Below are 24,929 nucleotides of genomic sequence, written 5' to 3'. Positions count from 1 at the left end.
GTCCGAGTCTCGGGAGGAAAAGCGACCGCCCCGCAGCCAATGCGAGGGATATTTCAAGGTCGAGCCAGTGAAGCTTGAAAGCAAGGCCTCGGGCCTTGCTTTTTTTATTCTTGGGTCCGGTCGGCGCGGCCGTGTCGAACCACCCGCTAGGCCCGCGCCCATCTGGTTTCGGGCGGTGGCCCGCCGCGGCGGCGCTTCCCGGATCGCCGCTCCGAGCCGTCCTAGAGCCCGGTCAGCGGGAACACCGCCAGGGCGATGAGGAAGGCCGCGCCCGCGACCAGCGTCGTCCAGATCGCCTTCTCGCGCAGTCGCGGCGCCGCCGGCGCCCCGGGATCCTGGCCCGGCACCACGTGGCTGGGCCGCGTCTCCGGCTGGTTGCGCAGGGGCAGGACCGCGAAGAGCAGCGTCCACCAGACCACGAAGTAGAGGGCGATCGCCCCGCCCACCGTCAGCTTGAACAGGCTCACCGCCGCCGCCACGAAGGCGGCGATCAGGACGGTGATCGCCGCCAGGGTCACCGGCGTCGAGCGGGCCAGCGCGTTCATCATCCGGCTCACACCTGCTCCAGCTCGACCAGGGTGCCCAGGAAGTCCTTGGGGTGCAGGAACAGGACCGGCTTGCCGTGCGCGCCGATCCGCGGCTCGCCGGTGCCGAGCACCCGGGCGCCCTGCGCCTTGAGCTGGTCGCGGGCGGCCAGGATGTCGTCGACCTCGTAGCAGACGTGGTGGATGCCGCCGCCCGGGTTGCGGGCCACGAAGGACTCGATCGGCGAGCCCTCGCCCAGGGGGGACATCAGCTCGATCTTGCTGTTCGGCAGCTCGACGAACACGACGGTGACGCCGTGCTCGGGCTGCGGCAGGGGCGCGGTGATCGTCGCGCCCAGCGTGTCGCGGTAGACCGCGCAGGCGGCGTCGAGATCCTGCACGGCGATAGCCACGTGGTTGAGACGGCCGATCATGGTGTTTCCTCCCCAGCATGCTGGCTCCCTGACCGGGAGCTTCGTTTGTTCCCGGGGCCGACTCCGCCCGTACACCCGGACGCGACCTGCCCCCTCTCCCGCGCGGGAGAGGGTTGGGGTGAGGGACGAGCCCTCTCCGGCAGAACCTGTCCCCCTCACCCTGTCCCTCTCCCGTGCGCGAGAGGGAACCCGGGCCCTGTCCGGCAGCCGATCGGATGATCGGCTGCTTCGGCTCCGTCTAGATTACAGCCAACCGCTATCGGCAGCCAGCTTCACACCTCCACCACCTGCACGTGGCAGGCCGGCTTCTTGCCCCACACCTCGTTGACCGCGGTGCGCACCGCCCGGTCGACCGTCTTCTCGACGCTCTCAGAGTCCTTGAGCTTGCCCCGCGACATCCCCGACAGGGTGCGGGAGACCGCGTCCACCACGGTCTCGATCAGCGGCTCGCCGGACCGGCCGCGGTTCGGCAGGCCGATGATGTCCACCGCCGGCTCGCCGAGCACGACGCCGTCCTCGTCGATGGCGATCGCCACCGAGACCAGGCCGGCCTGCATCAGCTTGCGCCGCTCCGGGATCGCCCGGTCCTTCTCGTCGATCAGGACGTCGCCGTCCTTGAACAGGCGGCCGGCCTTCACGTGGTCGATCACCTCGGGCTTGCCGGGGCTCAGACGGATCAGGCTGCCGTTGCGGGCCTTGACCACGTTCTGCACGCCCTGCGCCCGCGCGAAGCGGGCGTGCTCGTCGAGGTGCAGGGCCTCGCCGTGGACCGGGATCGCGGTGCCCGGGCGGGTCCACCGGTACATCTCGACCATCTCGTCCCGGCGCGGGTGGCCGGAGACGTGGACGAGGTCGGTGCGGTCGGTGATCACCTCGACGCCCTGCTCGATCAGGTCGTTGATGATCGAGCCGACATCGCGCTCGTTGCCCGGGATGGCGCGCGAGGAGAAGATCACCTGGTCACCGGCGGTGAGGCTGATATCCGGGTGGTCGCGGCGGGAGACGCGGGCGAGCGCCGCCCGCGGCTCGCCCTGTGAGCCGGTGAGCAGCGCGACGACGCGCTCCCGCGGCAGGCTCTTCCACGAATCGGAGCGGCGGAACTCGGGCAGGCCGTCGAGGTAGCCGCACTCGCGGGCGACGTCGATCACCCGGTCCATGGCGCGGCCGACCGCGATGACCTCACGCCCGCAGGCGGCGGCGGCCTCGGCGACCGCGCGGATGCGCGCCACGTTGGACGCGAAGGTCGTCACGGCGACCCGGTGCGGCGCGTCCGCGATCAGCGTCTTCAGCGTCTCGGCGACGGTCTTCTCGCTCGGCGAGAAGCCCTCGCGCACGACGTTGGTCGAGTCGCAGACGATGGCGAGGACGCCCTCGTCCCCGAGCGCCGTGAACGCCTCCGGCGACGTCACCGAGCCGGCCACCGGGGTCGGGTCGATCTTCCAGTCGCCGGTGTGGAGGACGAGGCCCGCCGCGGTGCGGATGGCGATGGCGTTCGATTCCGGGATGGAGTGCGAGACCGGCACGTACTCGAGCTCGAACGGCCCGACGGTCACGCGCCGCCCGGGCTTCACCTCCCGCAGCTCGACCTTCGGGGCGCCGGGCTCGGACAGGCGCCGGGTCTCCAGCAGGTTCTTGGCGAAGCGGGTCGCGTAGACCGGCGCCTTGAGCCGGGGCCACAGCTCCGAGATCGCCCCGATATGGTCCTCGTGCGCGTGGGTGATGAAGATCCCCAGCAGGTCCTTGCGCCGCTCCTCGATGAAGGAGAGGTCGGGGAACATCAGGTCGACGCCCGGCATCTGCTCCTCGCCGGCGAAGCCCATGCCGCAATCGACCATGATCCACTTCCGGCCCTTCTCCGGGCCGAACCCGTAGAGCGCCGCGTTCATTCCGATCTCGCCCACGCCGCCGAGCGGCAGGAAGACCAGCTCCTCCTGTCCCTTTACCATCTGTCGTCGTCCAAACTCAGGCCGCCGTCGCGGCCGATCCGAAATGCACCTCGCCCGCCGTCACGGTATGCCGGTTCCCGTCGGGGGCGAGGATCACGAGCCGCCCCCCCTCGTCGATCGTCTCGAACACGCCCCGCAGGATGTGACCGCCGCTGTGCACCGCGATCTCCGATCCGAGACCCGCGGCCCGCGCGAGCCAGGCCGCGCGCAGGTCAGCGAAATTCCGTCCCCGGTCCCAGGCGCGCGCCCGCGCGGCCACCCGGTCCGAGAGATGTTCCAGTAGCGCCTCGGCGCCGCACGCGTAACCCGCCGCCGCCAGGCTCGCGGCCCCGAGACCCTCCGGCGCCGCCGCGACGTTCACGCCGAAGCCGATGACCGCGGCGCGCCGCCCGCCCGGGAGCGTCTCCGCCTCCAGGAGCAGGCCGGCGAGCTTCGCCCCGCCGAGCAGCACGTCGTTCGGCCATTTGAGCTGAAAAGATCGGGCCCCGGCGCCGGATCCGGTATCCGGCAGGGTGCCGCAGGCCGCCTCCAGCGCCTCGATCAGGGCGAGGCCCGCCACGAAGCCCAACTCGGCGAGGTGGTCCGGCGCGACCCCGGCGACCGGCCAGAGCACGCTCGCCGCGAGGTTGCCGGGGAGCGAGGACCAGCTGTTGCCCCGCCGACCGCGGCCCGCCTCCTGGCGGTGCGTCACCACCCAGAGCGGGCCTGTCTCGCCGGCGCGCGCGCGCGCCACGGCCTCCGTGTTGGTGGAGCCGAGGGTGTCGTGGACGTGCAGGCGGTGGCCCTCGGCGCGCGCCGAGGGCCCGAGTCGGTAGGTCAAGGCCGTCCTAGAACAGCGACTTCGCGGCCCGGCCGGCGGCGCCGACCAGCGGCCCGGGCAGCAGGAAGAACAGCACCACCACGACGCTCGACAGGGCGAGCACGATGCGCAGGCCCGGGGCCATCGCCTCGTACGGCTCCTTCGGCTCGTCGAAGTACATGATCCGCACGACGCGCAGGTAGTAGTAGGCGCCCACCACGCTGGTCACCACGCCGATCAACGCCAGCGTCACGAGACCCGCCTTGATGGCGGCGGCGAAGACGTAGAACTTCGCGAAGAACCCGGCGAGCGGCGGGATGCCGGCGAGCGAGAACATCATCGCGGCGAGGCAGAAGGCGAGCCACGGATGGGTCCGCGACAGGCCCGACAGGTCCTCGATCTTCTCGAACATCACGTCCCGGCGCCGGAGCGACAGGATGATCGCGAAGGTGCCGAGCGTCATCGCGAGGTAGATGATCATGTAGGTGACGAGCCCGCTGATCCCCTCCTCCGAGCCGGAGGCCAGGCCGATCAGCGCGTAGCCGATATTGCCGATCGACGAGTAGGCCATCAGGCGCTTGATCGAGGTCTGCCCGATCGCCGCGAACGAGCCGAGCGCCATCGACGCGATCGAGACGAAGATGAAGATCTGCTGCCAGATCGCCGTCACGTCCGGCATCGCGCCGATGAAGACCCGCACGGTCATCGCCACGGCGGCCATCTTGGGCGCCGAGGCGAAGAAGGCCGTCACCGGGGTCGGCGAGCCCTCGTAGACGTCGGGCGTCCACATGTGGAACGGCACGGCCGCCAGCTTGAAGCACACGCCGGCCGCCAGGAACACGATGCCCAGCACGATGCCGAACCCGGCATTCTCGTTGAGCGCCGAGACGATGCCGGGGAACGAGACCGTGCCGGTGAAGCCGTAGACCAGCGAGGCGCCGTAGAGCAGCATGCCGGAGGAGAGCGCGCCGAGCACGAAGTACTTGAGGCCGGCCTCGGTGGACTTCACGTCGTCGCGGTGGAAGGCGGCGATCACGTAGGCGGCGAGCGACTGCAGTTCCAGGCCCAGGTAGAGCGCGATCAGGTCGTTGGCCGAGACCATGACCATCATGCCGATGGTGCAGAGCACGATCAGGACCGGGAACTCGAACCGGTCGATGCGCTCGCGCTTGAAGAAGTCGTGCGCCAGCAGGATCGTCGCCGCGGATCCGAGCAGCACCAGCGACTTCATCACCTTGGCGAAGGAATCGGACACGAACGCGCCCGACAGGGTCGTGACCCGGCCGTGCACCGGCTGCGAGATCACCACCGACAGGGCGACGAGGAGCAGGGCGAGGGCGCCGATGCTCACGGTCTCGGCGGAGCGGTCGCCGCGCCACGCGCCGTAGAGGATCAGGCCCATGACGCCGACGCCGAGGATCAGCTCGGGCATGAGCGGCGCCAGCGAGGGCAGGACGGAGTGGACGGTTGTCATGGTGTCCGCCTCAGCGCGGGATCGGCAGCGCCGCGGCGGCCGTCTGGGTGTTCGAGAGCGCGGTCTTGATGCTCGCCATCAGCGCGTCGGTCGAGGGCGCGAACACGTCGAGCACGGGGGCCGGGTGAACGCCGTAGTAGATCGTCAGGACGACCAGCGGCGCCAGGATGATCTTCTCGCGGGTGTCGAGATCCAGGATGCCCTGGAGATTCGGCTTCTCCAGCTTCCCGTAGATCACCCGGGCGTAGAGCCACAGGGCGTAGGCCGCCGACAGGATTATGCCGAAGGTCGAGAAGAACGCCACGTTCGGGTTCGCCTTGAAGGCGCCGAGCATGGCCAGGAACTCGCCGACGAAGCCCGAGGTGCCCGGCAGGCCGACATTGGCCATCGTGAACACCATCATGGCCACGGCGTAGAGCGGCATCCGCTTCACGAGGCCGCCATAGGCCGAGATCTCGCGGGTGTGCATCCGGTCGTAGACGACGCCGACGCAGAGGAAGAGCGCCCCCGACACGATCCCGTGGGAGATCATCAGGAACAGCGCGCCCTGGATGCCCTGCTCGTTCAGGGTGAACAGGCCCAGCGTCACGAAGCCCATATGGGCCACCGACGAGTAGGCGATCAGCTTCTTGATGTCGGTCTGCATCATCGCGGTGAGCGACGTGAAGATGATCGCGATCACCGACAGCGCGAAGACGAAGGGCGCGAAGTCGTGGCTCGCCACCGGCAGCATCGGCAGCGAGATCCGGATGAAGCCGTAGCCGCCCATCTTCAGGAGGATGCCCGCCAGGATCACCGAGCCGGCGGTGGGCGCCTCCACGTGGGCGTCGGGCAGCCAGGTGTGGACCGGCCACATCGGCATCTTCACCGCGAAGGAGGCGAAGAAGGCGAGCCACAGCCAGGTCTGCATCTGCACCGGGAAGCGGTACTGCAGCAGGGTCGGGATGTCGGTGGTGCCGGCCTGCCAGTACATCGCCATCACGGCGAGCAGCATCAGCACCGAGCCGAGCAGGGTGTAGAGGAAGAACTTGAAGCTGGCGTAGACCCGGCGCGCGCCGCCCCAGATGCCGATGATCAGGAACATCGGGATCAGGCCGGCCTCGAAGAACAGGTAGAACAGCACCAGATCGAGGGCGGCGAAGACGCCGATCATCGTCGTCTCGAGGACGAGGAAGGCGACGAAGTACTCCTTCACCCGGAAGTGGATCGAGTGCCACGAGGCGCCGATGCAGAACGGCATCAGGAACGTGGTCAGCAGTATCAGCGGCATCGAGAAGCCGTCGACGCCGAGCTTGAACCGGATCGTCTCGGTGAGCCACGCGTGGCTCTCCACGAGCTGGAAGCTCGACGAGGCGGTGTCGTAGCGGCTCCACGCCACCAGGGAGAGCAGGAAGGTGACGATCGTGGTGGCGAGCGCGGCCCAGCGGCTGTTGCGCGCGACCGACTCCTCGTCGCCGTTCAGCGTGAGGATGAAGGCCGCGCCGCAGAGCGGCACGATCAGCAGGCCGGAGAGGATGCCGAGGCCGAGCATGTCAGTGTGCACCCTTGGGCAGGCCGGACATCAGGTACCAGCTGATCAGGCCGGCGACGCCGATGAGCATGACGAAGGCGTAGTGGTAGACGTAGCCGGTCTGGAGACGGACCACCCCGCGGGTCACGTCCACGACGCGCGCCGCGATCCCGTTCGGCCCGAGGCCGTCGATGATCCGGCCGTCGCCCTGCTTCCAGAGGAACAGGCCGAAATCCTTGGCCGGGCGGACGAATATCCGGTCGTAGATCTCGTCGAAGTACCACTTGTTCAGCAGGAACCGGTACAGCGACGGCTGCTGCGCGGCGAGCGCGCCCGGCAGTTCCGGCCGGCGGATGTACATCCAGTAGGCCACGACGAAGCCGAGGATCAGCATGATCAGCGGCGCGTACGAGACCAGCGCGGGGACGTCGTGGATCTCGTGCATGATGTGGTTGTTCGGGCCGTGCGCCAGTGCGTGGCCCCAGAACGCCTCCATCCCCTCGCCGATGAAGCGGTTGTGGAAGATGATCCCGGCGAACAGCGCGCCGAAGGCGAGGATCGCCAGCGGGATCGTCATCACCAGCGGGCTCTCGTGGGGCGTGTGGTCGCCGTGGTGGCCGTGCCCGTGGTGGTCGTCGGCGACGAGGTCGCTCTTGTGGGCCGGCTCGATGTCGTGGCCCTTGTCGTCGTGGGCCACGCCCTCGGTGTGCCCGGGCGCGCCGTCGGCCTCATGGGCCATGGTCGCGTGGGCCGTAGTCGCGTGGGCCGTAGTCGCGTGGGCGACCGCGGGCGCGTGGTGCTGATCGTGCGCCGCATGCGCACCCCAGCGGGCCGGACCCTCGAAGGTCATGAAGAACAGGCGCCAGGAGTAGAACGAGGTGAAGAACGCCGCCACCACGGTGCACAGGAAGGCGAGCGTGTGCCCGGGCCGCGTCGAGGCGTAGGCGGCCTCGATGATCGCGTCCTTCGAGTAGTAGCCGGCGGTGTAGGGGAAGCCGATCAGCGCGAGCGAGCCGATCGCCATCATGGCGCTGGTGTACGGAATGTAGCGGCGCAGGCCGCCCATGTTCCGCATGTCTTGCTCGTGGTGCATCGCGTGGATGACCGAGCCGGCGCCGAGGAACAGCAGCGCCTTGAAGAAGGCGTGGGTGAACAAATGGAACACGCCGGCCGCGTAGGCGCCGACGCCGAGCGCCACGAACATGTAGCCGAGCTGCGAGCAGGTCGAGTAGGCGATCACCCGCTTGATGTCGTTCTGCACGAGGCCGATCGTGGCCGCGAACAGGGACGTGATGCCGCCGATCACCGTCACGACGATCAGCGCGTTCGGCGCCTCCTCGAAGAGCGGCGACAGGCGGGCGACCATGAACACGCCGGCGGTGACCATCGTGGCGGCGTGGATCAGCGCCGAGACCGGGGTCGGGCCCTCCATGGCGTCGGGCAGCCACGTGTGCAGCAGGAACTGCGCCGACTTGCCCATGGCGCCCATGAACAGCAGCAGGCAGGCCAGCGTCAGGGCGTTCCAGTCGTAGCCGAGGAGGTGGAAGCTGAGCGTCTTGATCGCGTCGACCTTGCCGAAGACGGCGTCGAACGCCACCGAGCCGGTCAGCACGAAGACCAGGAAGATTCCGAGCGAGAAGCCGAAATCACCGACGCGGTTGACGATGAACGCCTTCATGGCGGCGGCGTTGGCCGAGGGCTTCTCGTACCAGAAGCCGATCAGCAGGTACGAGGCGAGGCCCACGCCTTCCCAGCCGAAGAACATCTGGACGAGGTTGTCGGCGGTCACCAGCATCAGCATGGCGAAGGTGAACAGCGACAGGTAGGCGAAGAAGCGCGGCCGGTGCGGATCCTCCTCCATGTAGCCCACGGAGTAGAGGTGCACGAGGGTCGAGACGGTGGTCACGACGACCAGCATCACCCGGGTCAGGGTGTCGACCTTGAAGGCCCAGTCGACCTGGAGGTCGCCGGCCGCGAACCAGGACGCCACCTGCACGCGCTCGGCCGGCCCGCCGTCGATGAACACGCCCCAGGCGATCAGCGCCGTGAAGGCGAGGAAGGACGTGGTGATGTACTCACAGGCCCGCGCCCCGATGTACCGGCCGAACAGGCCGGCGATCAGGAAGCCGATGAGCGGGAAGAAGACGATCGCGTGATACATCGCTCTCTTGCAGTCCGTCCTCCGGGCCGGCCGCGAAGCGGCGGCGTCCGGATGTCACTCGGGGCGCGCGAAGGGGAAGGCCCTAGCCCTTCATCATGCTGACGTCTTCCACCGCGATCGAGCCGCGGTTGCGGAAGAACACCACCAGGATGGCGAGGCCGATCGCCGATTCGGCGGCCGCGACGGTCAGCACGAACAGGGCGAAGACCTGTCCGGTGATGTCGTTCAGCTGCGTCGAGAAGGCGACGAGGTTGATGTTGACCGAGAGCAGGATCAGCTCGACCGACATCAGGATGACGATGATGTTCTTGCGGTTGATGAAGATGCCGAGCACGCCGAGCGTGAACAGGATCGCCGCGACGGTGAGGTAGTGGCTCAGGCCGATCATCGTTCGATTCCTCCGGCTCTCATCAGCGCGCGCATCAGACCTCGACACCCTGGCGCGAGGGGACCTTGCGGGTCTCGACCGCCATGGCCTGGGTGCGGGCGTTCTGGACCGCGATGTTCTGGCGCTTGACGCCCGGCCGGTCGCGCAGGGTCAGCACGATGGCGCCGATCATGGCGACCAGCAGGATCAGGCCGGCGAGCTGGAAGAAGTAGGCGTAGTCCGTGTAGATCACGCGGCCCAGCGCCTGGGCGTTGGTCAGGTTCTCGGCCGAGGCGACGTTGCCGAGCGGGGCCTGGACGAGGCCCGGATCGATGCTCCACGAGCCGACGACCAGCAGGATCTCGACCAGGAAGATCGCGCCGATCAGGGCGCCGATCGGGAGATACTGCTGGAAGCCCTGGCGCAGCTCGGCGAAATCGACGTCGAGCATCATGACCACGAACAGGAACAGCACCGCGACCGCGCCGACGTAGACGACCACGAGGATCATCGCGAGGAACTCGGCGCCCATCAGGACGAACAGTCCGGCGGCGTTCACGAAGGCGAGGATCAGGAACAGCACCGAGGCGACGGGATTGCGCGAGGCGATCACCATGAAGCCCGACGCGACCGTGATGCTCGCGAACAGATAGAAGAAGGCGGCTGCTGCGGTCATGCGCTGATCGGGATCGGCCGCCGGAGCGGCCCCTTCTGCCGTGCGTGGAGACGGTCCGCGGCGGGCGGCCCGTCTATAGAACCCGGTCGACGGGGGCACAACAGCGCCCCCGGCATGGCTCTAGAGCATCCCACCGGAACCGGGAACCGGTGCGACGCTCTAGGGCCTTGTTTTCGCGTCATCTTCTGCCGGACACCGGCAACCGGTGCCCGGGACGATGGCTCAGCGATACGGCGCGTCCATCGCGATGTTGCGGGCGATCTCGCGCTCCCAGCGGTCACCGTTCAGCAGGAGCTTCTGCTTGTCGTAGAGGAGCTCCTCGCGGGTCTCCACCGAGAACTCGAAGTTCGGCCCTTCCACGATGGCGTCCACCGGGCAGGCCTCCTGGCACATGCCGCAGTAGATGCACTTCACCATGTCGATGTCGTAGCGCGTCGTGCGGCGGGTGCCGTCGTTGCGCCGGGGGCCCGCCTCGATGGTGATCGCCTGCGCCGGGCAGATCGCCTCGCAGAGCTTGCACGCGATGCAGCGCTCCTCGCCGTTCGGGTAGCGGCGCAGCGCGTGCTCGCCCCGGAAGCGCGGACCGCGATGGCCCATCTCGAAGGGGTAGTTGATCGTGGCCTTCGGCTTGAAGAAGTAGCGCATGCCGAGGATCATCCCGGACACGAACTCCTTCAGGAGGAGGCTCTTGGCGACCTGATCGAGCTTCATGCCCGGATCTCCGATGCGAAGGGGGGCTCAGGCGCCCGGCGCGAGGCCGGTCAGCTTGAGCACGAAGGCGACGACGACGACTGAGATCAGGGAGATCGGCAGGAAGACCTTCCAGCCGAGGCGCATGAGCTGGTCGTAGCGGTAGCGGGGCACGATGGACTTCACCATCGCGAACAGGAAGAACAGGAAGCTGGCCTTCAGGGTGAACCAGATCACGCCCGGCACCCAGGTGAAGGGCGCGAACGGGATCGGGGACAGCCAGCCGCCCAGGAACAGAATGGTCCCGAGGGCGCACATGCTCATGATGGCGACGTACTCGCCGAGCATGAACAGCAGGTACGGCGTCGAGGAGTACTCGACCATGTAGCCGGCCACGAGCTCCGACTCCGCCTCCGGCAGGTCGAAGGGCGGGCGGTTGGTCTCGGCGAGCGCCGAGACGAAGAACACCACGAACATCGGGAACAGCCACAGCCAGTACCAGCCGAACAGGCCGAGGCTGGTGTCCTGCGCCATCACGATGCGCGAGAGGTTGAGCGAGCCGGCGCAGAGCAGCACGCAGATGATCACGAAGCCGAGCGAGACCTCGTAGGAGATCATCTGGGCCGCCGAGCGCAGGGCGCCGAGGAAGGCGTATTTCGAGTTCGACGCCCATCCGCCCATGATGACGCCGTATACGCCGAGCGACGAGATCGCGAAGATGTAGGTGATGCCGACGTTGATGTCGGCGATCGCCCAGCCGTCCGCGAGCGGGATCACCGCCCAGCTCGACAGGGCGAGCATCGCGAAGACCAGCGGCGCCAGCAGGTAGATCGCCTTGTTGGCGCCCGCCGGGATCACCGGCTCCTTGATCACGAACTTGATCAGGTCGGCGAAGGACTGGAACAGGCCGAACGGCCCGACCACGTTCGGGCCGCGCCGGAGCTGCACCGCAGCCCAGATCTTCCGGTCGGCGAGCAGCGCGTAGGCGATGAAGACGAGCAGTGCCGAGAGCAGCACGAAGCTCTTCAGCACGATCAGGAGCACGGTCCCGAGGATTTCGAGCGGCGTCATCGGTCTTGAGCTCCTACTCGGCCGCCGCCAGGGGCCGCGCCTCGGCGGCGCGCTCCCGGGCGAGGCGCGAGCACTCCGCGAGGATCCGCGAGGCGCGGGCGATCGGGTTGGTGAGGTAGAAGTCGGTCACGGGCGACGCGAAGGCCGGACCGGTCGCGGTGCCGCCGAGGCCGGCGAGCCGGTCGACCGCCTCGGTCACGTTGCCCGGCTCGACGGCGCCGACCGCCGCCAGATGCGGGTGGGCGGCGTAGAGCGCGCGGCGCAGCGCGGTCAGCGAGTCGAACGGCAGGCGCTTGCCCAGCACGTCCGAGAGCGCGCGCAGGATCGCCCAGTCCTCGCGGGCGTCGCCCGGCGGGAAGGCGGCGCGGTTGCCCATCTGGACCCGGCCCTCGGTGTTCACCCAGGTCGCCGACTTCTCGCTGTAGGCGGCCCCCGGCAGGATCACGTCGGCGCGGGCGGCGCCGCGGTCGCCGTGGCTGCCCTGGTAGACCACGAAGGCGCCCGGGGCGACGTCGCGCTCGTCGGCGCCGAGGTTGAACAGGACGTCGAGCGCGCCCGGCTCCAGCATCTGCGCGAAGGTCAGGCCGCCCTCCCCCGGCACGAAGCCGAGATCGAGCGCGCCGACGCGGGCGGCGGCCGTGTGCAGCACGCCGAAGCCGTTCCCCTCGGCCGAGACCGCGCCGATCTCCTTCGCGAGGGAGGCGGCAGCGGCCAGGATGCCCGGTGCAGCATCGGCGCCGACGATCACGAGCGGCGCCTTCGCCTCCTTGAGGATCTCGAGGAAGCTGTGCTCGCCGCGGGCGAGCGCCGCGAGCGAGTCGGGGCCGGCGCCGATGTAGTGGCTCGGGTAGGTCAGGTCGACCGGCTCGCCGATCACGCCCACCGCCAGCGGGGCCATGCGCCAGCGCTTGCGGATGCGGACGTTCAGCAGCGAGGCCTCGGTGCGCGGGTTGGCGCCGACGATCAGGATCGCGTCCGCCGCCTCGATGCCCGGGATGGTCGGGTTGAAGATGTAGGAGGCACGGCCGAGCGCCGGGTCGAGGCCGGCATCGGTCTGGCGGCAGTCGAGGTTCGGCGAGCCGAGGCTCCTGATCAGCTCGCGGAGCGCGAAGATCTCCTCGACGCCCGCGAGGTCGCCGACGATGGCGCCGACGCGCTTCGGATCCGCGCCCTTCACCTTGGCGGCGATCGCCTGGAACGCCTCACCCCAGGAGGCGGGCCGCAGCCGGCCGTTCTCGCGCAGGTACGGCCGGTCGAGGCGCTGCATCCGCAGCCCGTCGATGTGGTAGCGGGTCTTGTCGGAGATCCACTCCTCGTTGATCTCCTCGCTGATCCGCGGCTCGATCTGCATGACCTCGCGGCCGCGTGTGTCGATGCGGATCGACGAGCCGACCGCGTCCATCACGTCGACCGACTCGGTCTTGTTCAGCTCCCACGGCCGGACGTTGTAGCTCTGCGGCCGGTGCACGAGGGCGCCCACCGGGCAGAGGTCGGCGACGTTGCCCTGCAGCTCCGAGGCCATCGACTGCTCGAGGTAGCTCGTGATCTCCATGTCCTCGCCGCGGCCGATGGCGCCGAGGTCGGGCACGCCCGCCACCTCGGCGAGGAAGCGCACGCAGCGGGTGCAGTGGATGCAGCGGTTCATCGCGGTCCGCACCAGCGGGCCGATATGCTTCTCCTCGACCGCCCGCTTGTTCTCCGTGTAGCGGGTCGAATCGACCCCGTAGGCCATGGCCTGGTCCTGCAGGTCGCAGTGGCCGCCCTGGTCGCAGATCGGGCAGTCGAGCGGGTGGTTGATGAGGAGGAACTCCATCACCCCCTCGCGGGCCTTCTTGGTGCCCTGCGAGCGCGTCAGCACCTCAGGCGGCTCGCCGTTCGGGCCGGGGCGGCAATCCTTCACCGCGTAGGCGCAAGAGGCCACCGGCTTCGGCGCGCCCTTCAGCTCGACGAGGCACATGCGGCAATTACCGGCGATCGACAGGCGCTCGTGGAAGCAGAAGCGCGGGATCTCGGCCCCCGCGGCCTCGCAGGCCTGGAGCAGCGTGTAATCGGCGGGGACGTCGACCTCGGTGCCGTCGACGAGGATTTTTGTCATCGGTGCAATCTCAGTGCGGGGCGTCGGCCAGATCGAGGCGTCGCTCGATCCGTTCGATGCGAAGCTCGACCCTGTCGATCTGTCGGTGGACGCCGGCCAGGTTTTCTTCGACCGCGGCCATCCGGCCCTTCAATTCACGGACATCATCGCTGAGGCGATCGACCTTCTCGTCGATCCGCCGCAAGTACACGAGCATCAGGTTGTCAGGCTGGCTCGTCATCGGCCTACTCGGCGGCCATCGGCACAGGCTCGCTGTGCGGGTTGGCGGTGTAGCGGTCGATGCGCTTCTCGATCTCGGGGCGGAAGTGGCGGATCAGGCCCTGGATCGGCCAAGCCGCCGCATCGCCGAGCGCGCAGATCGTGTGACCCTCGATCTGCTTGGTTACCTCGAACAGCATGTCGATCTCGCGCTTCTGGGCGCGGCCCTCGGTCATGCGCTGCATCACCCGCCACATCCAGCCGGTGCCCTCGCGGCAGGGCGTGCACTGGCCGCAGGATTCGTGCTTGTAGAAGTACGAGATCCGGGTGATCGCCGCGACGATGTCGGTGGACTTGTCGAGCACGATCACCGCCGCGGTGCCGAGGCCGGAGCCCAGGTTGCGCAGGGTGTCGAAGTCCATCTTGGCGTCGACGATCTGCTCGGCCGGCACCAGCGGCACCGAGGAGCCGCCCGGGATCGAGCACAGGAGGTTGTCCCAGCCGCCGCGCATGCCGCCGCAATGGCGGTCGATGAGCTCGCGGAAGGTGATGCCCAGCTCCTCCTCGACGTTGCACGGCTTGTTGACGTGGCCGGAGACGCAGAAGAGCTTAGTGCCGGTGTTGTTCTTGCCGCCGAGCCCCGCGAACCAAGCGCCGCCCCGGCGCAGGATCGTGCCGGCGACCGCGATCGACTCGACGTTGTTCACCGTCGTGGGGCAGCCGTAGAGGCCCATATTCGCCGGGAAGGGCGGCTTCAGCCGCGGCATCCCCTTCTTGCCCTCGAGGCTCTCGATGAGCGCCGTCTCCTCGCCGCAGATATAGGCGCCGGCGCCGTGGTGGACGTAGATGTCGAACGGGTAGTCGTGGACGTTCGACTGGCCGACCAGGCGGGCCGCGTAGGCCTCGTCGACGGCCTTCTGCAGCGCGTGCTTCTCGGCGACGTACTCGCCGCGGATGTAGACGTAGCAGGCATGCGCGTTCATCGCGAAGCAGGCCAGCATGCAGCCCTCGATCAGGAGATGCGGGTCGTGCCGCATGATCTCCCGGTCCTTGCAGGTGCCCGGCTCCGACTCGTCGGCATTGACCACGAGGTAGTGCGGGCGCCCGTCGGACTTCTTGGGCATGAACGACCACTTGAGGCCGGTCGGGAAGCCCGCGCCGCCGCGGCCGCGCAGGCCCGAGGCCTTCATCTCCTCGATGATCCAGTCGCGACCCTGCTCCAGCAGGAACTTGGTCCCGTCCCAGGCGCCGCGCTTCTTGGCGGCCTCGAGGCCCGGCGAGTGCAGGCCGTAGAGATTGGTGAAGATGCGATCCTGATCCGACAGCATGTCAGGTCCTCACTGAGCCGGCGCCGACAGGGCCTTGGCCTGCCCCACCCAGTTCTCGCGGTCGATGCGACCCGGGAACGCGAGGTAGGTGCCGACCCAGGCGATCTCGTCGCGGGACCAGGCGGCGATCTGGTCGAAATGGTAGATGCCGAGGCCGTTCAGGCGCTGGCTGTTGCCGGGGCCGACGCCCTTGATGCGCGTCAGCTCGTCCGGCTTCCCGGCGCGGGCGGCGTCGAGGCCCGGCGGGCGCTTGCCCACCGCGTCGGCCTTCTGCTCGGGGCTGGCATCCTTCGGCAGGGCCGCGAGGGCGCCGGCGATGCGGGCCTCCTCGGCCTCGGCCGCCACCTCGCCCTCGCTGGCACCGGAGGCTTCCGGCTGCTGCGGGACGGCGTCGCGCGCCGGCACCTCCTGGTGGCCCTGCTCGCCGGCGGCGGGCTCGCCCTCGGCGACGCGCTTGGCCGGCGAGTCGAGCACGTCCGCGTCGCCCTGGCGGGCGGCGCCGTGCTTGGCGGTGGACCGGCCGCGCTCGGCCGCGTCCGCGCGATCCTCGGGCTTCACCGGTGTCTCGCCGTCGGCGGCGCGCTGGGCCGGCGCGTCGGTGACCGCACGCTCCACGGGGCGTCCGGCATCGGGCCGCGCCGGCTTCGGGTTCTCGGCCGCCTGCTGGGTTCCGGAGGCCGTCTCGCCGGTCGTTGACGCTTGGGCGGCGGCCGGCTCCTCGGTCTTGCCGGCCTCCTCGAAGCGCTTGCGCCACGCGCCGACCCGCGAGCCGTCGAACAGCGTCGGGTCGGTGAGGGTGTTCACGGCACCCTGAGGCTCGGACGAGACGCGCCCGGTCTGCGAGCCGACCTTCACGGGCCGGCTGGCGGCGAGGTCGTCCATCAGCTGGCCGAGCGATTCGGGCGTCAGGTCCTCGTAGTAATCCTGGTTGATCTGCACCATCGGTGCGTTGCAGCAGGCGCCGAGACACTCGACTTCCAGCCACGAGAAGGTGCCGTCGGCCGAGACGTGGCCGGGCGGCCCGAGCCGCGCCTGGAGCATCTCCTTGAGGCCCCGCGCGCCGCAGGAATCGCACGGCACCGTGCCGCAGACCTGGATCCAGAATCGCCCGACCGGCTCCAGGGCGAACATCGTGTAGAAGGTCGCCACCTCCAGCACGCGGATGTTCGGCATGCCGAGCTCGGCCGCCACCGCCTCGATGGCCGCGCGCGGCAGCCAGCCGCCGTTCTGCTCCTGCGCCCGCCAGAGCAGCGAGATCACCGCCGAGGCCTGACGGCCTTCCGGGTACTTGGCGATCTGGGTCCTGGCCCACTCGGCGTTCTCGGGGGAGAACGCGAAGCTCTCGGGCTGCTCCGAGGCGGGGGCGAGTCTGCGGTTTGCCATCGCTGCTGTCTTACCGATCCACTTCGCCGAAGACGATGTCGAGCGTGCCGAGCACGCAGGACACGTCGGCGAGAAGGTGCCCGCGGCACATCCAGTCCATCGCCTGAAGATGCGCGAAGCCCGGCGCGCGGATCTTGCAGCGATACGGCTTGTTGGTCCCGTCGGACACCAGATACACGCCGAACTCGCCCTTCGGCGCCTCGACGGCCGCGTAAACCTCGCCCTCGGGCACGTGGAAGCCCTCGGTGTAGAGCTTGAAGTGGTGGATGAGCGCCTCCATCGAGCGCTTCATCTCCCGGCGCGGCGGCGGCGCGAACTTGCCGTCGAGCGCCGCGATCGGCCCCTGGCCGGCGGGCTCGCGCAGCTTGGCGACGCACTGCTTCATGATGCGCACCGACTGGCGCATCTCCTCCATGCGGATCACCTGGCGATCGTAGGTGTCGCCGTTCTTCCCCACGGGGATGTCGAACTCCATCTCCTCGTAGCACTCGTAGGGCTGCGCCTTGCGCAGGTCCCACGGGATGCCCGAGCCGCGCACCATCACGCCCGAGAAGCCCCACTCCATCGCCTCGTCCACCGACACGATGCCGATATCGACGTTGCGCTGCTTGAAGATGCGGTTGGCCATGACGAGGTCGTCGAGATCCTGGACGACCTGGAGGAACGGGTCGCAGAACGCGTCGATGTCGTCGATGAGCTTCGGCGGCAGGTCTTGGTGGACGCCGCCGGGCCGGAAGTAGTTGGCGTGGAGCCGGGCGCCGGAGGCCCGCTCGTAGAAGATCATCAGCTTCTCGCGCTCCTCGAAGCCCCAGAGCGGGGGCGTGAGGGCGCCGACATCCATCGCCTGCGTGGTGACGTTGAGGAGGTGCGACAGGAGGCGGCCGATCTCGCAGAACAGCACGCGGATCAGCTGCGCGCGCCGCGGCACCTCGATCCCGGCGAGCTTCTCGATCGCCAGGCAGAAGGCGTGCTCCTGGTTCATCGGCGACACGTAGTCGAGCCGGTCGAAATAGGGCGTCGCCTGCAGGTAGGTCTTGTACTCGATCAGCTTCTCGGTGCCGCGGTGGAGCAGCCCGATATGCGGGTCGACCCGCTCGACCACCTCGCCGTCGAGTTCCAGCACGAGGCGCAGCACGCCGTGCGCCGCCGGGTGCTGCGGGCCGAAATTGATCGCGAAGTTGCGGATGTTGTGTTCGGTCACGGACGGTCTCCGCGGCTCATGCCGACGTCTTCTCGTCGCCGGGCAGCACGTAGTCGGTGCCTTCCCACGGCGACAAGAAGTCGAAGTTCCGGAATTCCTGCGTCAGCTGCACCGGCTCGTAGACGACCCGCGCCTGGTCCTGGTCGTAGCGGACCTCGACGAAGCCGGTGAGCGGGAAGTCCTTGCGCAGGGGGTGCCCCTCGAAGCCGTAATCGGTGAGCAGGCGGCGCAGGTCGGGATGGCCCGAGAACAGGATCCCGTAGAGGTCGTAGGTCTCGCGCTCGTACCAGTTGGCCGCCGGGAAGACCTCGATCACCGAGGGGACCGGCGTCACCTCGTCGGTCTGCACCTTCACCCGGATGCGCAGGTTATGGCGCAGGGAGAGCAGGTGGTAGACTACGTCGAAGCGCTTCTCGCGCTGCGGGTAGTCCACGCCGCATATGTCGATGAAGTTGCGGAACGCGCAGGCCGGATCGTCGCGCAGGTAGGTGAGCGCGTAGACGATGTCGGAGGCCTGGACCACCAGCGTCAGCTCGCCGAACGCGATGGCGTGGGACACCACTGCCGGGCCGAGGGCACCGACGACGCGCTCGGCCATGGCGGCCACGGCGGCGTCGCCGTAGACCGGCTGGGTGTGGGGCAGGATCGAGATGCCGTTCGTCATGGCCGCTCCTCAGCGCTCGATCGTGCCGGTCCGGCGAATCTTCTTCTGCAGCAGCAGGACGCCGTAGAGCAGCGCCTCGGCGGTGGGCGGGCAGCCGGGCACGTAGATGTCCACCGGCACCACCCGGTCGCAGCCGCGCACCACCGAGTAGGAATAGTGGTAGTAGCCGCCGCCGTTGGCGCAGGAGCCCATCGAGATGACGTAGCGCGGCTCCGGCATCTGGTCGTAGACCTTGCGCAGCGCCGGGGCCATCTTGTTGGTCAGGGTGCCGGCGACGATCATCACGTCGGATTGCCGCGGCGAGCCGCGCGGCGCGAAGCCGAATCGCTCGCAGTCGTAGCGCGGCATCGACATCTGCATCATCTCGACCGCGCAGCAGGCGAGACCGAAGGTCATCCACATCAGCGAGCCCGTGCGGGCCCAGTTGATCAGCTCGTCCGTGGTGGTGAGCAGGAAGCCCCGGTCGGCCAGCTCGTCGCTGATCGACAGGAAGGTCGGGTCGTCCGCGCCGATCGGGCGGCCGGTGTTGGGATCGATGATCCCCTTCGGCTGGGGCGCGATCGCGGGGGCGCGGTTGGTGTCGGTGATCAGGGCCATCGGCGACTCAAGAATTCGGTGCGGGCGGCGAGCGGCGGGAGATCAATCCCATTCGAGGGCGCCCTTGCGCCACTCGTAGACGAAACCGACGGTCAGCACGCCCAGGAAGACGATCATCGACCAGAAGCCGAACCAGCCCAGGTCCCCGAAGGTGATCGCCCAGGGGAAGAGGAACGCGACCTCGAGGTCGAAGATGATGAACAGGATGGCGACGAGGTAGAAGCGCACGTCGAACTTCATGCGGGCGTCGTCGAAGGCGTTGAAGCCGCACTCGTAGGCCGAGAGCTTCTCCGGATCGGGGCTCTTGAAGGCCACCAGGAACGGCACGACCAGGAGCGCCGTGGCGATGAACAGCGCCACGCCGATGAACACGATGAGCGGCAGGTAATCCGCCAACAATCCGGTCATGCCAGGGCCTCGCGAGACGAGTGAAACCGCGGTGCGACGCCGACCCGGATCCGCCCGTGGAATTGTTCTTATGCCAGGATGCGCGCGGCCGGAGGCTTAGTCGAGCCGCCGGCCCGTGACAATGGCTTGTCGCGTCGCACAAAGCGCGCTGTCAGCCATCCTGTCGGTCGTCCTGTCGGTCATGTCCGAGATGGGCTTGCGCGGCGCCGGCGCAACACGACGGAAGCGCGCAGGCCCGAGTCGGGGGGCTGGTATGCCTGCGGCGGCAGTCACGGATCGAGGCGGATGCGAATCCATGCGGGACGCGCTTGACAGGGCACCGGGCGCCCCATAAACCCCGCCCCGTCGCCGGGCGAAACGCCCCTTCGAAGCGACCACGCCGTGCGGGCGTAGCTCAGTTGGTTAGAGTGCCGGCCTGTCACGCCGGAGGTCGCGGGTTCGAGCCCCGTCGCCCGCGCCACGTCCCCCCGATATCACCATCAGAATTCGTCTCGCGGTGCACCGTGCCGACGCGCAGTCGCGCCTGCCCGAGCGGGACGGGTGATGGCTCGACCGAGCGGTCAGGCCACCTTCGACGATTCGGGGGAAGGACCTGGTGGAGCGACCGCGCCCGGCCGCGTCCCGCGCAGGCTGAGGGCGATTCCCGTCAGGATCAGGCCTCCCCCGGCCAGGATGTCGGCGCTCAGCGGTTCGCTCAGGACGAGATGCGTGCTCAGGATGCCGGCCACCGGCACCAGCAGGGCGAAGGGGGTCACGGCAGCCGCCGGGTAGCGGGTCAGGAGCCCGTTCCAGAGGCCGAAGGCGAGGAGCGTCGTCGGGTAGGCCTGGAACGCGACCGATCCGATCGCCCCCCAGCTCGGATGCGCCAGCGCCGTGAGCGCCCCGGGCCCCTCGACGATCAGCGATAGGATGAGCAGGGGCGGCGTGGTGGCGAGGCTGCTCCAGACCATCAGCGCCAGGCGGTCGACCCGGCCGATCCGCTTCGCGACGACGTTCGCGCTGGCCCAGGACAGGGCCGCGCCGACGACGAGGATCAGCGGGCCGAGCGGGGCGCCCCCGCCCCGCCCGAGCGCCACCGCGGCGACACCGAGGAGCGCGATGCTGCCGCCCAGGATCTGTCGTCGGCGCGGGCGCTCCCCCTGCAGCGCCCAGGCGAGCGCCACGGTGAACGGGACCTGGACCTGGATCAGGAGCGACGACAGCCCGGCCGGCATGCCGAGGCGGATCGCCGTCATGAGCAGCCCGAACTGGCCGACCCCGAGGGCGAGGCCGAACCCCGCCACCAGGGCGACGGGGGCCCGGGGCGGCCGGATCACCAGCGCCGCCGGCAGCGCCGCGAAGCCGAAGCGCAGGGCGCACAGCATCAGCGGCGGCACCGTCTCCAGGCCGACCTTGATGGCCACGAAGGCCAGCCCGAGGATCGTGACCACCAGGATTGCGGCGAGCCCGTCGCGCAGCGTCATGCGCGCACCCTACGCCGCACGCCGCCGCGTCACCACCGCATCACCAAGGCCGCACGGCCGCCCGGGCGTGGCGTCGCTCGTCGCGCCGGCCGACCAGCAGGTGGATCGCGTCGCCCGTGCCGGGCACGCAGGCATCGGCCACGTCCTGCCGCGTCAGGCCGATATCCTTCAGTTCCCGGTCCGACAGGGTCGACAGGCGCTGGAGCACGCGCCGGTTCATCGCCGCCCGCGTCAGGCCCGCGCGCACCTCGGCGGCGACCGTCAGCACGGGCCCGGCCATCCGGGCGAGCCATCCGCCGCGCGATCTGATCCGGGATCCGATCCGGGTTTCCAGGGCGGCGGTCTCTGTCAGGCACTGAGTCATGGATCCCCTCCTCCATCGTTCTGGGGCGTCGCGATCCTGGCGGGCGGGGGCTGGCGGCGACAGGAACACTTCGGTACGGTTCAGAAGAATTGTCCGGACGAAAGAGCAGTACGGATGGCGGTCGCAGTCAGAAGCCCCGGGACGCGCGTCGAGGCCGTGGTCGGCGAGATCCGCGAGCGGATCGCGGCGCGGCGGCTGGTCCCGGGCGTGCGGATCCCCTCGGTCCGGGCCTTCGCGGAGACGATGGGCGTCTCGAAATCCACTGTCGTGGAGGCCTACGAGCGCCTCGCCGCCGAGGGCGCCGTGGTGCCGCGGCCGGGCTCGGGCTTCTACGTCGCCGGCAAGACCCGGCCGCTCTCGCTCCAGGCGATGGGGCCGCGGCTCGACCGGATCGTCGACCCGCTCTGGATCACCCGTCAGGCGCAGCAGGCCGGCTCCGACCAGCTGAAGCCCGGGGCCGGCTGGCTGCCCGATTCCTGGATGCCCCACGAGGCGATCCGCCGGGGCCTGCGCCGGGTGGCCCGGGCCGACCTCGCCGAGATGACCAACTATGACCGGCCCCTGGGCTACGAGCCCCTGCGCCACCAGATCGCCCGCAAGGTCGGCGAGAAGGGCGTCGGCGCCGAGCCCGACCAGATCGTGCTGGTCGAATCGGCCACGCAGGCGCTGGACCTCGTCTGCCGGTTCCTGCTCCAGCCCGGCGACACCGTGCTGGTCGACGATCCCTGCTACTTCAACTTCCTGGCGCTGCTGCGCGCGCAGCGCGTCGCGGTGGTCGGCGTGCCGATCACGCCGGAGGGGCCGGACCTGCAGGCGCTCGCGACCCTGCTGGAGCAGCACCGGCCTCGCTTCTACCTGACCAACGCCGCCCTCCAGAACCCGACCGGGGCGAGCCTCGCGCCGACCGTTGCGCACCGGCTCCTCAAGCTGTGCGAGGCGCACGACACGCTCATCGTCGAGGACGAGATCTTCGGCGACCTCGAGCCCGAGGCCGCCCCGCGGCTCGCCGGCTTCGACGGACTGGAGCGCGTGATCCAGATCGGCAGCTTCTCCAAGACCCTGTCGGCGGCCGCGCGCTGCGGCTGGATCGCGCTCCGGGCCGACTGGGTCGAGCCGCTGGTCGATCTCAAGCTCGCCCTCAGCCTCGGCAACGGCCACATCACGGCCGCGCTGGTGCACGCGCTGATCACCGAGGGCGCCTACCGGCGGCACCTCGCCGAGACCCGCCGCCGGCTCGCCGGCGCGATGGTGCAGGCCTCCGCGGAGCTGCGCGCCTGCGGCCTCGAGACCTGGGCGCAGCCCCGGGGCGGCTTCTTCCTGTGGATGCGGCTGCCCGACGGGCGCGACGGGGCCGACGTCGCCCGCCGGGCGCTGGCCCGCGGCATGGTGCTGGCGCCCGGGACCTCGTTCAGCCTGTCGGATGCGTGGAACGGCTACATGCGCTTCAACGTGGCCCACTGCGCCGATCCGCGGATCCGGCCGATCCTTCGGGAGGCGCTGGGCTGAGGGGCACGGTCAGGCCGGCAGCCGCAGCTCCGCCCGCAGGCCGCCGAGATCCGACCGCCCGAGGCTCAGGCCGCCGCCGTACAGCTCGGCGAGCTCCAGGGTGATCGGCAGCCCGAAGCCGTGGCCCGGCACGCCCTCGTCGAGGCGCCGGCCCCGGGCCATGACGGCGGAGGCCGCCGCCGGGTCGAGGCCGGGTCCGTCATCCTCCACGACTACGGCCACCGCGCCGTCGCGCGCCGCCGCCGAGACCCGCACGCGGCCGCGGCACCAGCGGCAGGCATTGTCCACGAGGTTGCCGAGCATCTCGTCGAGATCCTGGCCCTCGCAGGAGACCGACAGGGTCTCCGTGACGTCGAGGTCGATCGCCGCGCCCTTCTCGGCGTGGATCCGCGTCAGCGCCGCGCGCAGGTCCGACAGGCGGGGCGCCAGGGCTGTGCGGCCCCGGGCCGAGCCCGCCAGGGCCGCGGCCCGGGCGCGCCGGAGGTGATGGCGCACCCGCCGGTCCATGTCGTCCACCTGCCGGCGCAGGGCGCCGTCCGGGTCGCGGGCCGGCTCCGCGAGGGCCATCGACAGGGTGGCGAGCGGTGTCTTGAGGGCGTGGGCGAGGTTGGCGACGTGGCCGCGGGCGCGTTCCAGGTTCTGCGCGTTCTGGTCGAGGAGCGCGTTGAGTTCCGCCACCATCGGCGCGATCTCGGCCGGCTGGTCCGCCGGCACGCGCTCGTGCCGCCCCGCCCGGACCGACGCGAGGTCCGCGCGCAGGCGCGTCAGCGGCGCGAGGCCCAGGCGCACCTGGAAGGCCAGGCCCGCGAGCAGGCACAGGCCGAGGATGCCGAGCGCCAGGGCGAGGCTCGTCAGCGCCTCGCGCAGCGGCCCGCGCAGCTCCCCCTCCGGCGCCGCCACCACGATCGTCGCCGGCTCGGGCCCGGGCACGGCCAGCACGCGGGCGACGAGGGGCTCGCCGCGCGGCCCCGTGCCCGAGGCCGGGTGCGGCCGGCCCGGATCGTCGTCCGGTCCGGGATCGGACAGGCGGATGTCCCCGCCCCGCAGGGAGCCGGATCGGATCGTCTCGGCGCCGCGGCGCACCTCCCAGGCCCAGCCGGGGCCGGGCCGGTCGAAGGGCGGCGCGTCGAGCCCCTGCGGGAGGATCCCGGCCTCGAGTCCGGCCCGCAGGGCGACGATCTGCGCGTCGAGCCGGCCGTCGAGCTGCCCGCGCACGAAGCGGTGCAGGATCACCCCGATGGCGAGGCCCGCCACCACCAGGGCCGCCAGCACCAGCACCAGGGCCGACGCGAGCAGCCGTGTGCGGAGCGAGCGGCGCCGCGCCGTCGCCGCCATCAGGCGGGCTCCGCGTGCAGGCGGTAGCCGTGGCCGCGCACGCTCTCGATCCGCGCCGGCGCGATCTTCCGGCGCAGGCGCGTGATGATCACCTCGACGGAATTCGAATCGACGTCGGCGTCGCCCTCGTAGACCCGCTCGATCAGGTGCGGGCGCGGCACCACGGTCTCGCGGTTCAGCATCAGGCAGGACAGGACCCGCCATTCCAGGCCGGTGAGCTTGAGCGGCAGGCCCTCGTGCTCGAAGGCGCCGAGACCCGGATCGAAGCTGAGGGGACCGCAGGTGATCCGGCTCGCGCCCCCGCCCTGGGACCGGCGCACGAGGGCGCGGAGGCGGATCACCAGCTCCTCCACGCGCACCGGCTTCACGAGATAGTCGTCCGCCCCCGCCTTGAAGGCCGCGACCTTGTCGCTCCAGCCGTCCCGGGCGGTGAGCACCAGCACCGGCAGGGTCCGGCCGGCCCCGCGCCAGGCCCGCAGCACCGAGACGCCGTCGCCCTTCGGCAGGCCGAGATCCAGCACGACGGCGTCGTAGCCCTCGGTCTCGCCGAGATGCTGGGCGTCCTCGCCGGTGGCGGCGTGGTCGAGCACGAAGTTCTCGGCGCGCAGGACCTTGGCGACCTCCGCCGCGAGGGCGGCGTCGTCCTCCACCAGCAGGATCTTCACCGGTCTCACCTCCCCGTCTGGACCGCGGCGGCCGGCCGGTTTCGCCCGCTGCCGCCGGCACTTAGGGCCG

24 protein-coding genes and 1 tRNA gene are annotated in these 24,929 nt (G+C 70.0%); 2 read left to right on the top strand and 23 right to left on the bottom strand.

Translation table 11 applies throughout. From position 1 onward, the window contains the following. Window positions 1-221: 221 nt before the first annotated feature. From ACQKQD_RS07375 to ACQKQD_RS07285, 19 genes are all read right to left on the bottom strand, one after another. A complete protein-coding gene (locus ACQKQD_RS07375; RefSeq protein ID WP_020092247.1) occupies window positions 222-548 on the bottom strand; it encodes a DUF1467 family protein in 327 nt (108 codons plus the stop codon). A gap of 5 nt (window positions 549-553) precedes the next feature. Continuing rightward, a complete protein-coding gene (gene mce / locus ACQKQD_RS07370; RefSeq protein WP_020092246.1) occupies window positions 554-958 on the bottom strand; it encodes a methylmalonyl-CoA epimerase in 405 nt (134 codons plus the stop codon). A 272-nt stretch (window positions 959-1,230) separates the two neighbouring features. Continuing rightward, a complete protein-coding gene (locus ACQKQD_RS07365; RefSeq protein WP_012319023.1) occupies window positions 1,231-2,904 on the bottom strand; it encodes a ribonuclease J in 1,674 nt (557 codons plus the stop codon). 16 nt (window positions 2,905-2,920) lie between these two features. Continuing rightward, window positions 2,921-3,724: a biotin--[acetyl-CoA-carboxylase] ligase gene (locus ACQKQD_RS07360; protein WP_091680288.1), complete on the bottom strand. Its 804-nt coding sequence runs from the start codon at window positions 3,722-3,724 to the stop codon at window positions 2,921-2,923. A gap of 7 nt (window positions 3,725-3,731) precedes the next feature. Continuing rightward, window positions 3,732-5,177 carry an NADH-quinone oxidoreductase subunit NuoN gene (nuoN, locus tag ACQKQD_RS07355; protein ID WP_427507965.1) on the bottom strand — a complete coding sequence of 482 codons (1,446 nt, stop codon included), beginning with the start codon at window positions 5,175-5,177 and terminating at the stop codon, window positions 3,732-3,734. A gap of 10 nt (window positions 5,178-5,187) precedes the next feature. After that, window positions 5,188-6,708, bottom strand: coding sequence for an NADH-quinone oxidoreductase subunit M (locus tag ACQKQD_RS07350; RefSeq protein ID WP_020092243.1), 1,521 nt, complete (start codon window positions 6,706-6,708; stop codon window positions 5,188-5,190). A gap of 1 nt (window position 6,709) precedes the next feature. Then, entirely contained in the window at window positions 6,710-8,848 is a 2,139-nt protein-coding gene (gene nuoL, locus ACQKQD_RS07345; RefSeq protein ID WP_427507964.1) for an NADH-quinone oxidoreductase subunit L, read from the bottom strand. An 82-nt stretch (window positions 8,849-8,930) separates the two neighbouring features. Then, entirely contained in the window at window positions 8,931-9,236 is a 306-nt protein-coding gene (nuoK, locus tag ACQKQD_RS07340) for an NADH-quinone oxidoreductase subunit NuoK (protein WP_010686008.1), read from the bottom strand. Between the two features lie 34 nt (window positions 9,237-9,270). Continuing rightward, window positions 9,271-9,891, bottom strand: coding sequence for an NADH-quinone oxidoreductase subunit J (locus ACQKQD_RS07335; RefSeq protein ID WP_020092241.1), 621 nt, complete (start codon window positions 9,889-9,891; stop codon window positions 9,271-9,273). 222 nt (window positions 9,892-10,113) lie between these two features. Then, window positions 10,114-10,602 carry an NADH-quinone oxidoreductase subunit NuoI gene (gene nuoI / locus ACQKQD_RS07330; RefSeq protein ID WP_007560744.1) on the bottom strand — a complete coding sequence of 163 codons (489 nt, stop codon included), beginning with the start codon at window positions 10,600-10,602 and terminating at the stop codon, window positions 10,114-10,116. Between the two features lie 27 nt (window positions 10,603-10,629). Then, window positions 10,630-11,652 (bottom strand): NADH-quinone oxidoreductase subunit NuoH, encoded by a 1,023-nt coding sequence (nuoH, locus tag ACQKQD_RS07325; RefSeq protein WP_020092240.1) that lies wholly within the window; start codon window positions 11,650-11,652, stop codon window positions 10,630-10,632. A gap of 13 nt (window positions 11,653-11,665) precedes the next feature. After that, window positions 11,666-13,747, bottom strand: a complete 2,082-nt coding sequence (gene nuoG, locus ACQKQD_RS07320; protein WP_091680292.1) for an NADH-quinone oxidoreductase subunit NuoG — start codon at window positions 13,745-13,747, stop codon at window positions 11,666-11,668. A 10-nt stretch (window positions 13,748-13,757) separates the two neighbouring features. After that, on the bottom strand, window positions 13,758-13,967 hold the full coding sequence (locus ACQKQD_RS07315; protein WP_091680294.1) for a hypothetical protein: 210 nt from the start codon (window positions 13,965-13,967) through the stop codon (window positions 13,758-13,760). A 4-nt stretch (window positions 13,968-13,971) separates the two neighbouring features. After that, window positions 13,972-15,273: an NADH-quinone oxidoreductase subunit NuoF gene (gene nuoF, locus ACQKQD_RS07310; protein WP_091925808.1), complete on the bottom strand. Its 1,302-nt coding sequence runs from the start codon at window positions 15,271-15,273 to the stop codon at window positions 13,972-13,974. A gap of 9 nt (window positions 15,274-15,282) precedes the next feature. Further along, a complete protein-coding gene (nuoE, locus tag ACQKQD_RS07305; protein WP_427507963.1) occupies window positions 15,283-16,656 on the bottom strand; it encodes an NADH-quinone oxidoreductase subunit NuoE in 1,374 nt (457 codons plus the stop codon). Between the two features lie 10 nt (window positions 16,657-16,666). Beyond that, window positions 16,667-17,857: an NADH-quinone oxidoreductase subunit D gene (locus ACQKQD_RS07300; protein WP_331289628.1), complete on the bottom strand. Its 1,191-nt coding sequence runs from the start codon at window positions 17,855-17,857 to the stop codon at window positions 16,667-16,669. Window positions 17,858-17,873: 16 nt separating this feature from the next. Beyond that, window positions 17,874-18,521, bottom strand: coding sequence for an NADH-quinone oxidoreductase subunit C (locus ACQKQD_RS07295; RefSeq protein ID WP_331289627.1), 648 nt, complete (start codon window positions 18,519-18,521; stop codon window positions 17,874-17,876). 9 nt (window positions 18,522-18,530) lie between these two features. Further along, on the bottom strand, window positions 18,531-19,118 hold the full coding sequence (locus tag ACQKQD_RS07290; RefSeq protein WP_010686017.1) for a NuoB/complex I 20 kDa subunit family protein: 588 nt from the start codon (window positions 19,116-19,118) through the stop codon (window positions 18,531-18,533). A gap of 42 nt (window positions 19,119-19,160) precedes the next feature. Further along, complete coding sequence (locus tag ACQKQD_RS07285; RefSeq protein ID WP_007560754.1) at window positions 19,161-19,526, bottom strand: NADH-quinone oxidoreductase subunit A; 366 nt, start codon at window positions 19,524-19,526, stop codon at window positions 19,161-19,163. Between the two features lie 383 nt (window positions 19,527-19,909). On the opposite strand from ACQKQD_RS07285, the gene ACQKQD_RS07280 reads away from it, so the two are divergent. Further along, window positions 19,910-19,986, top strand: a tRNA-Asp gene (locus ACQKQD_RS07280). A gap of 100 nt (window positions 19,987-20,086) precedes the next feature. On the opposite strand, the gene ACQKQD_RS07275 is transcribed toward ACQKQD_RS07280, so the two are convergent. Then, window positions 20,087-20,989: an EamA family transporter gene (locus ACQKQD_RS07275; protein WP_427507962.1), complete on the bottom strand. Its 903-nt coding sequence runs from the start codon at window positions 20,987-20,989 to the stop codon at window positions 20,087-20,089. 40 nt (window positions 20,990-21,029) lie between these two features. Continuing rightward, window positions 21,030-21,353, bottom strand: coding sequence for a DUF1127 domain-containing protein (locus tag ACQKQD_RS07270; RefSeq protein WP_427507961.1), 324 nt, complete (start codon window positions 21,351-21,353; stop codon window positions 21,030-21,032). A gap of 114 nt (window positions 21,354-21,467) precedes the next feature. Here ACQKQD_RS07270 and ACQKQD_RS07265 point away from each other — a divergent pair, with 114 nt between their 5' ends. After that, on the top strand, window positions 21,468-22,859 hold the full coding sequence (locus ACQKQD_RS07265) for a PLP-dependent aminotransferase family protein (RefSeq protein ID WP_091977247.1): 1,392 nt from the start codon (window positions 21,468-21,470) through the stop codon (window positions 22,857-22,859). A gap of 9 nt (window positions 22,860-22,868) precedes the next feature. On the opposite strand, the gene ACQKQD_RS07260 is transcribed toward ACQKQD_RS07265, so the two are convergent. Both ACQKQD_RS07260 and ACQKQD_RS07255 read right to left on the bottom strand, forming a co-directional pair. After that, the gene (locus ACQKQD_RS07260; RefSeq protein ID WP_427507960.1) at window positions 22,869-24,194 is read right to left on the bottom strand and encodes a sensor histidine kinase; all 1,326 of its coding nucleotides are present in this window, start codon (window positions 24,192-24,194) and stop codon (window positions 22,869-22,871) included. After that, window positions 24,194-24,859 (bottom strand): response regulator transcription factor, encoded by a 666-nt coding sequence (locus ACQKQD_RS07255; protein ID WP_020092230.1) that lies wholly within the window; start codon window positions 24,857-24,859, stop codon window positions 24,194-24,196. The genes ACQKQD_RS07260 and ACQKQD_RS07255 overlap by 1 nt, the downstream gene beginning before the upstream one ends. Window positions 24,860-24,929 lie beyond the last annotated feature (70 nt).

It is taken from the genome of Methylobacterium sp. NPDC080182 (assembly GCF_050281105.1).
In the GTDB taxonomy this organism is placed as follows: Bacteria; Pseudomonadota; Alphaproteobacteria; order Rhizobiales; family Beijerinckiaceae; genus Methylobacterium.
The sequence above is the reverse complement of the archived record's forward strand: the minus strand, read 5'-3'. Positions and strand labels throughout refer to the sequence as shown.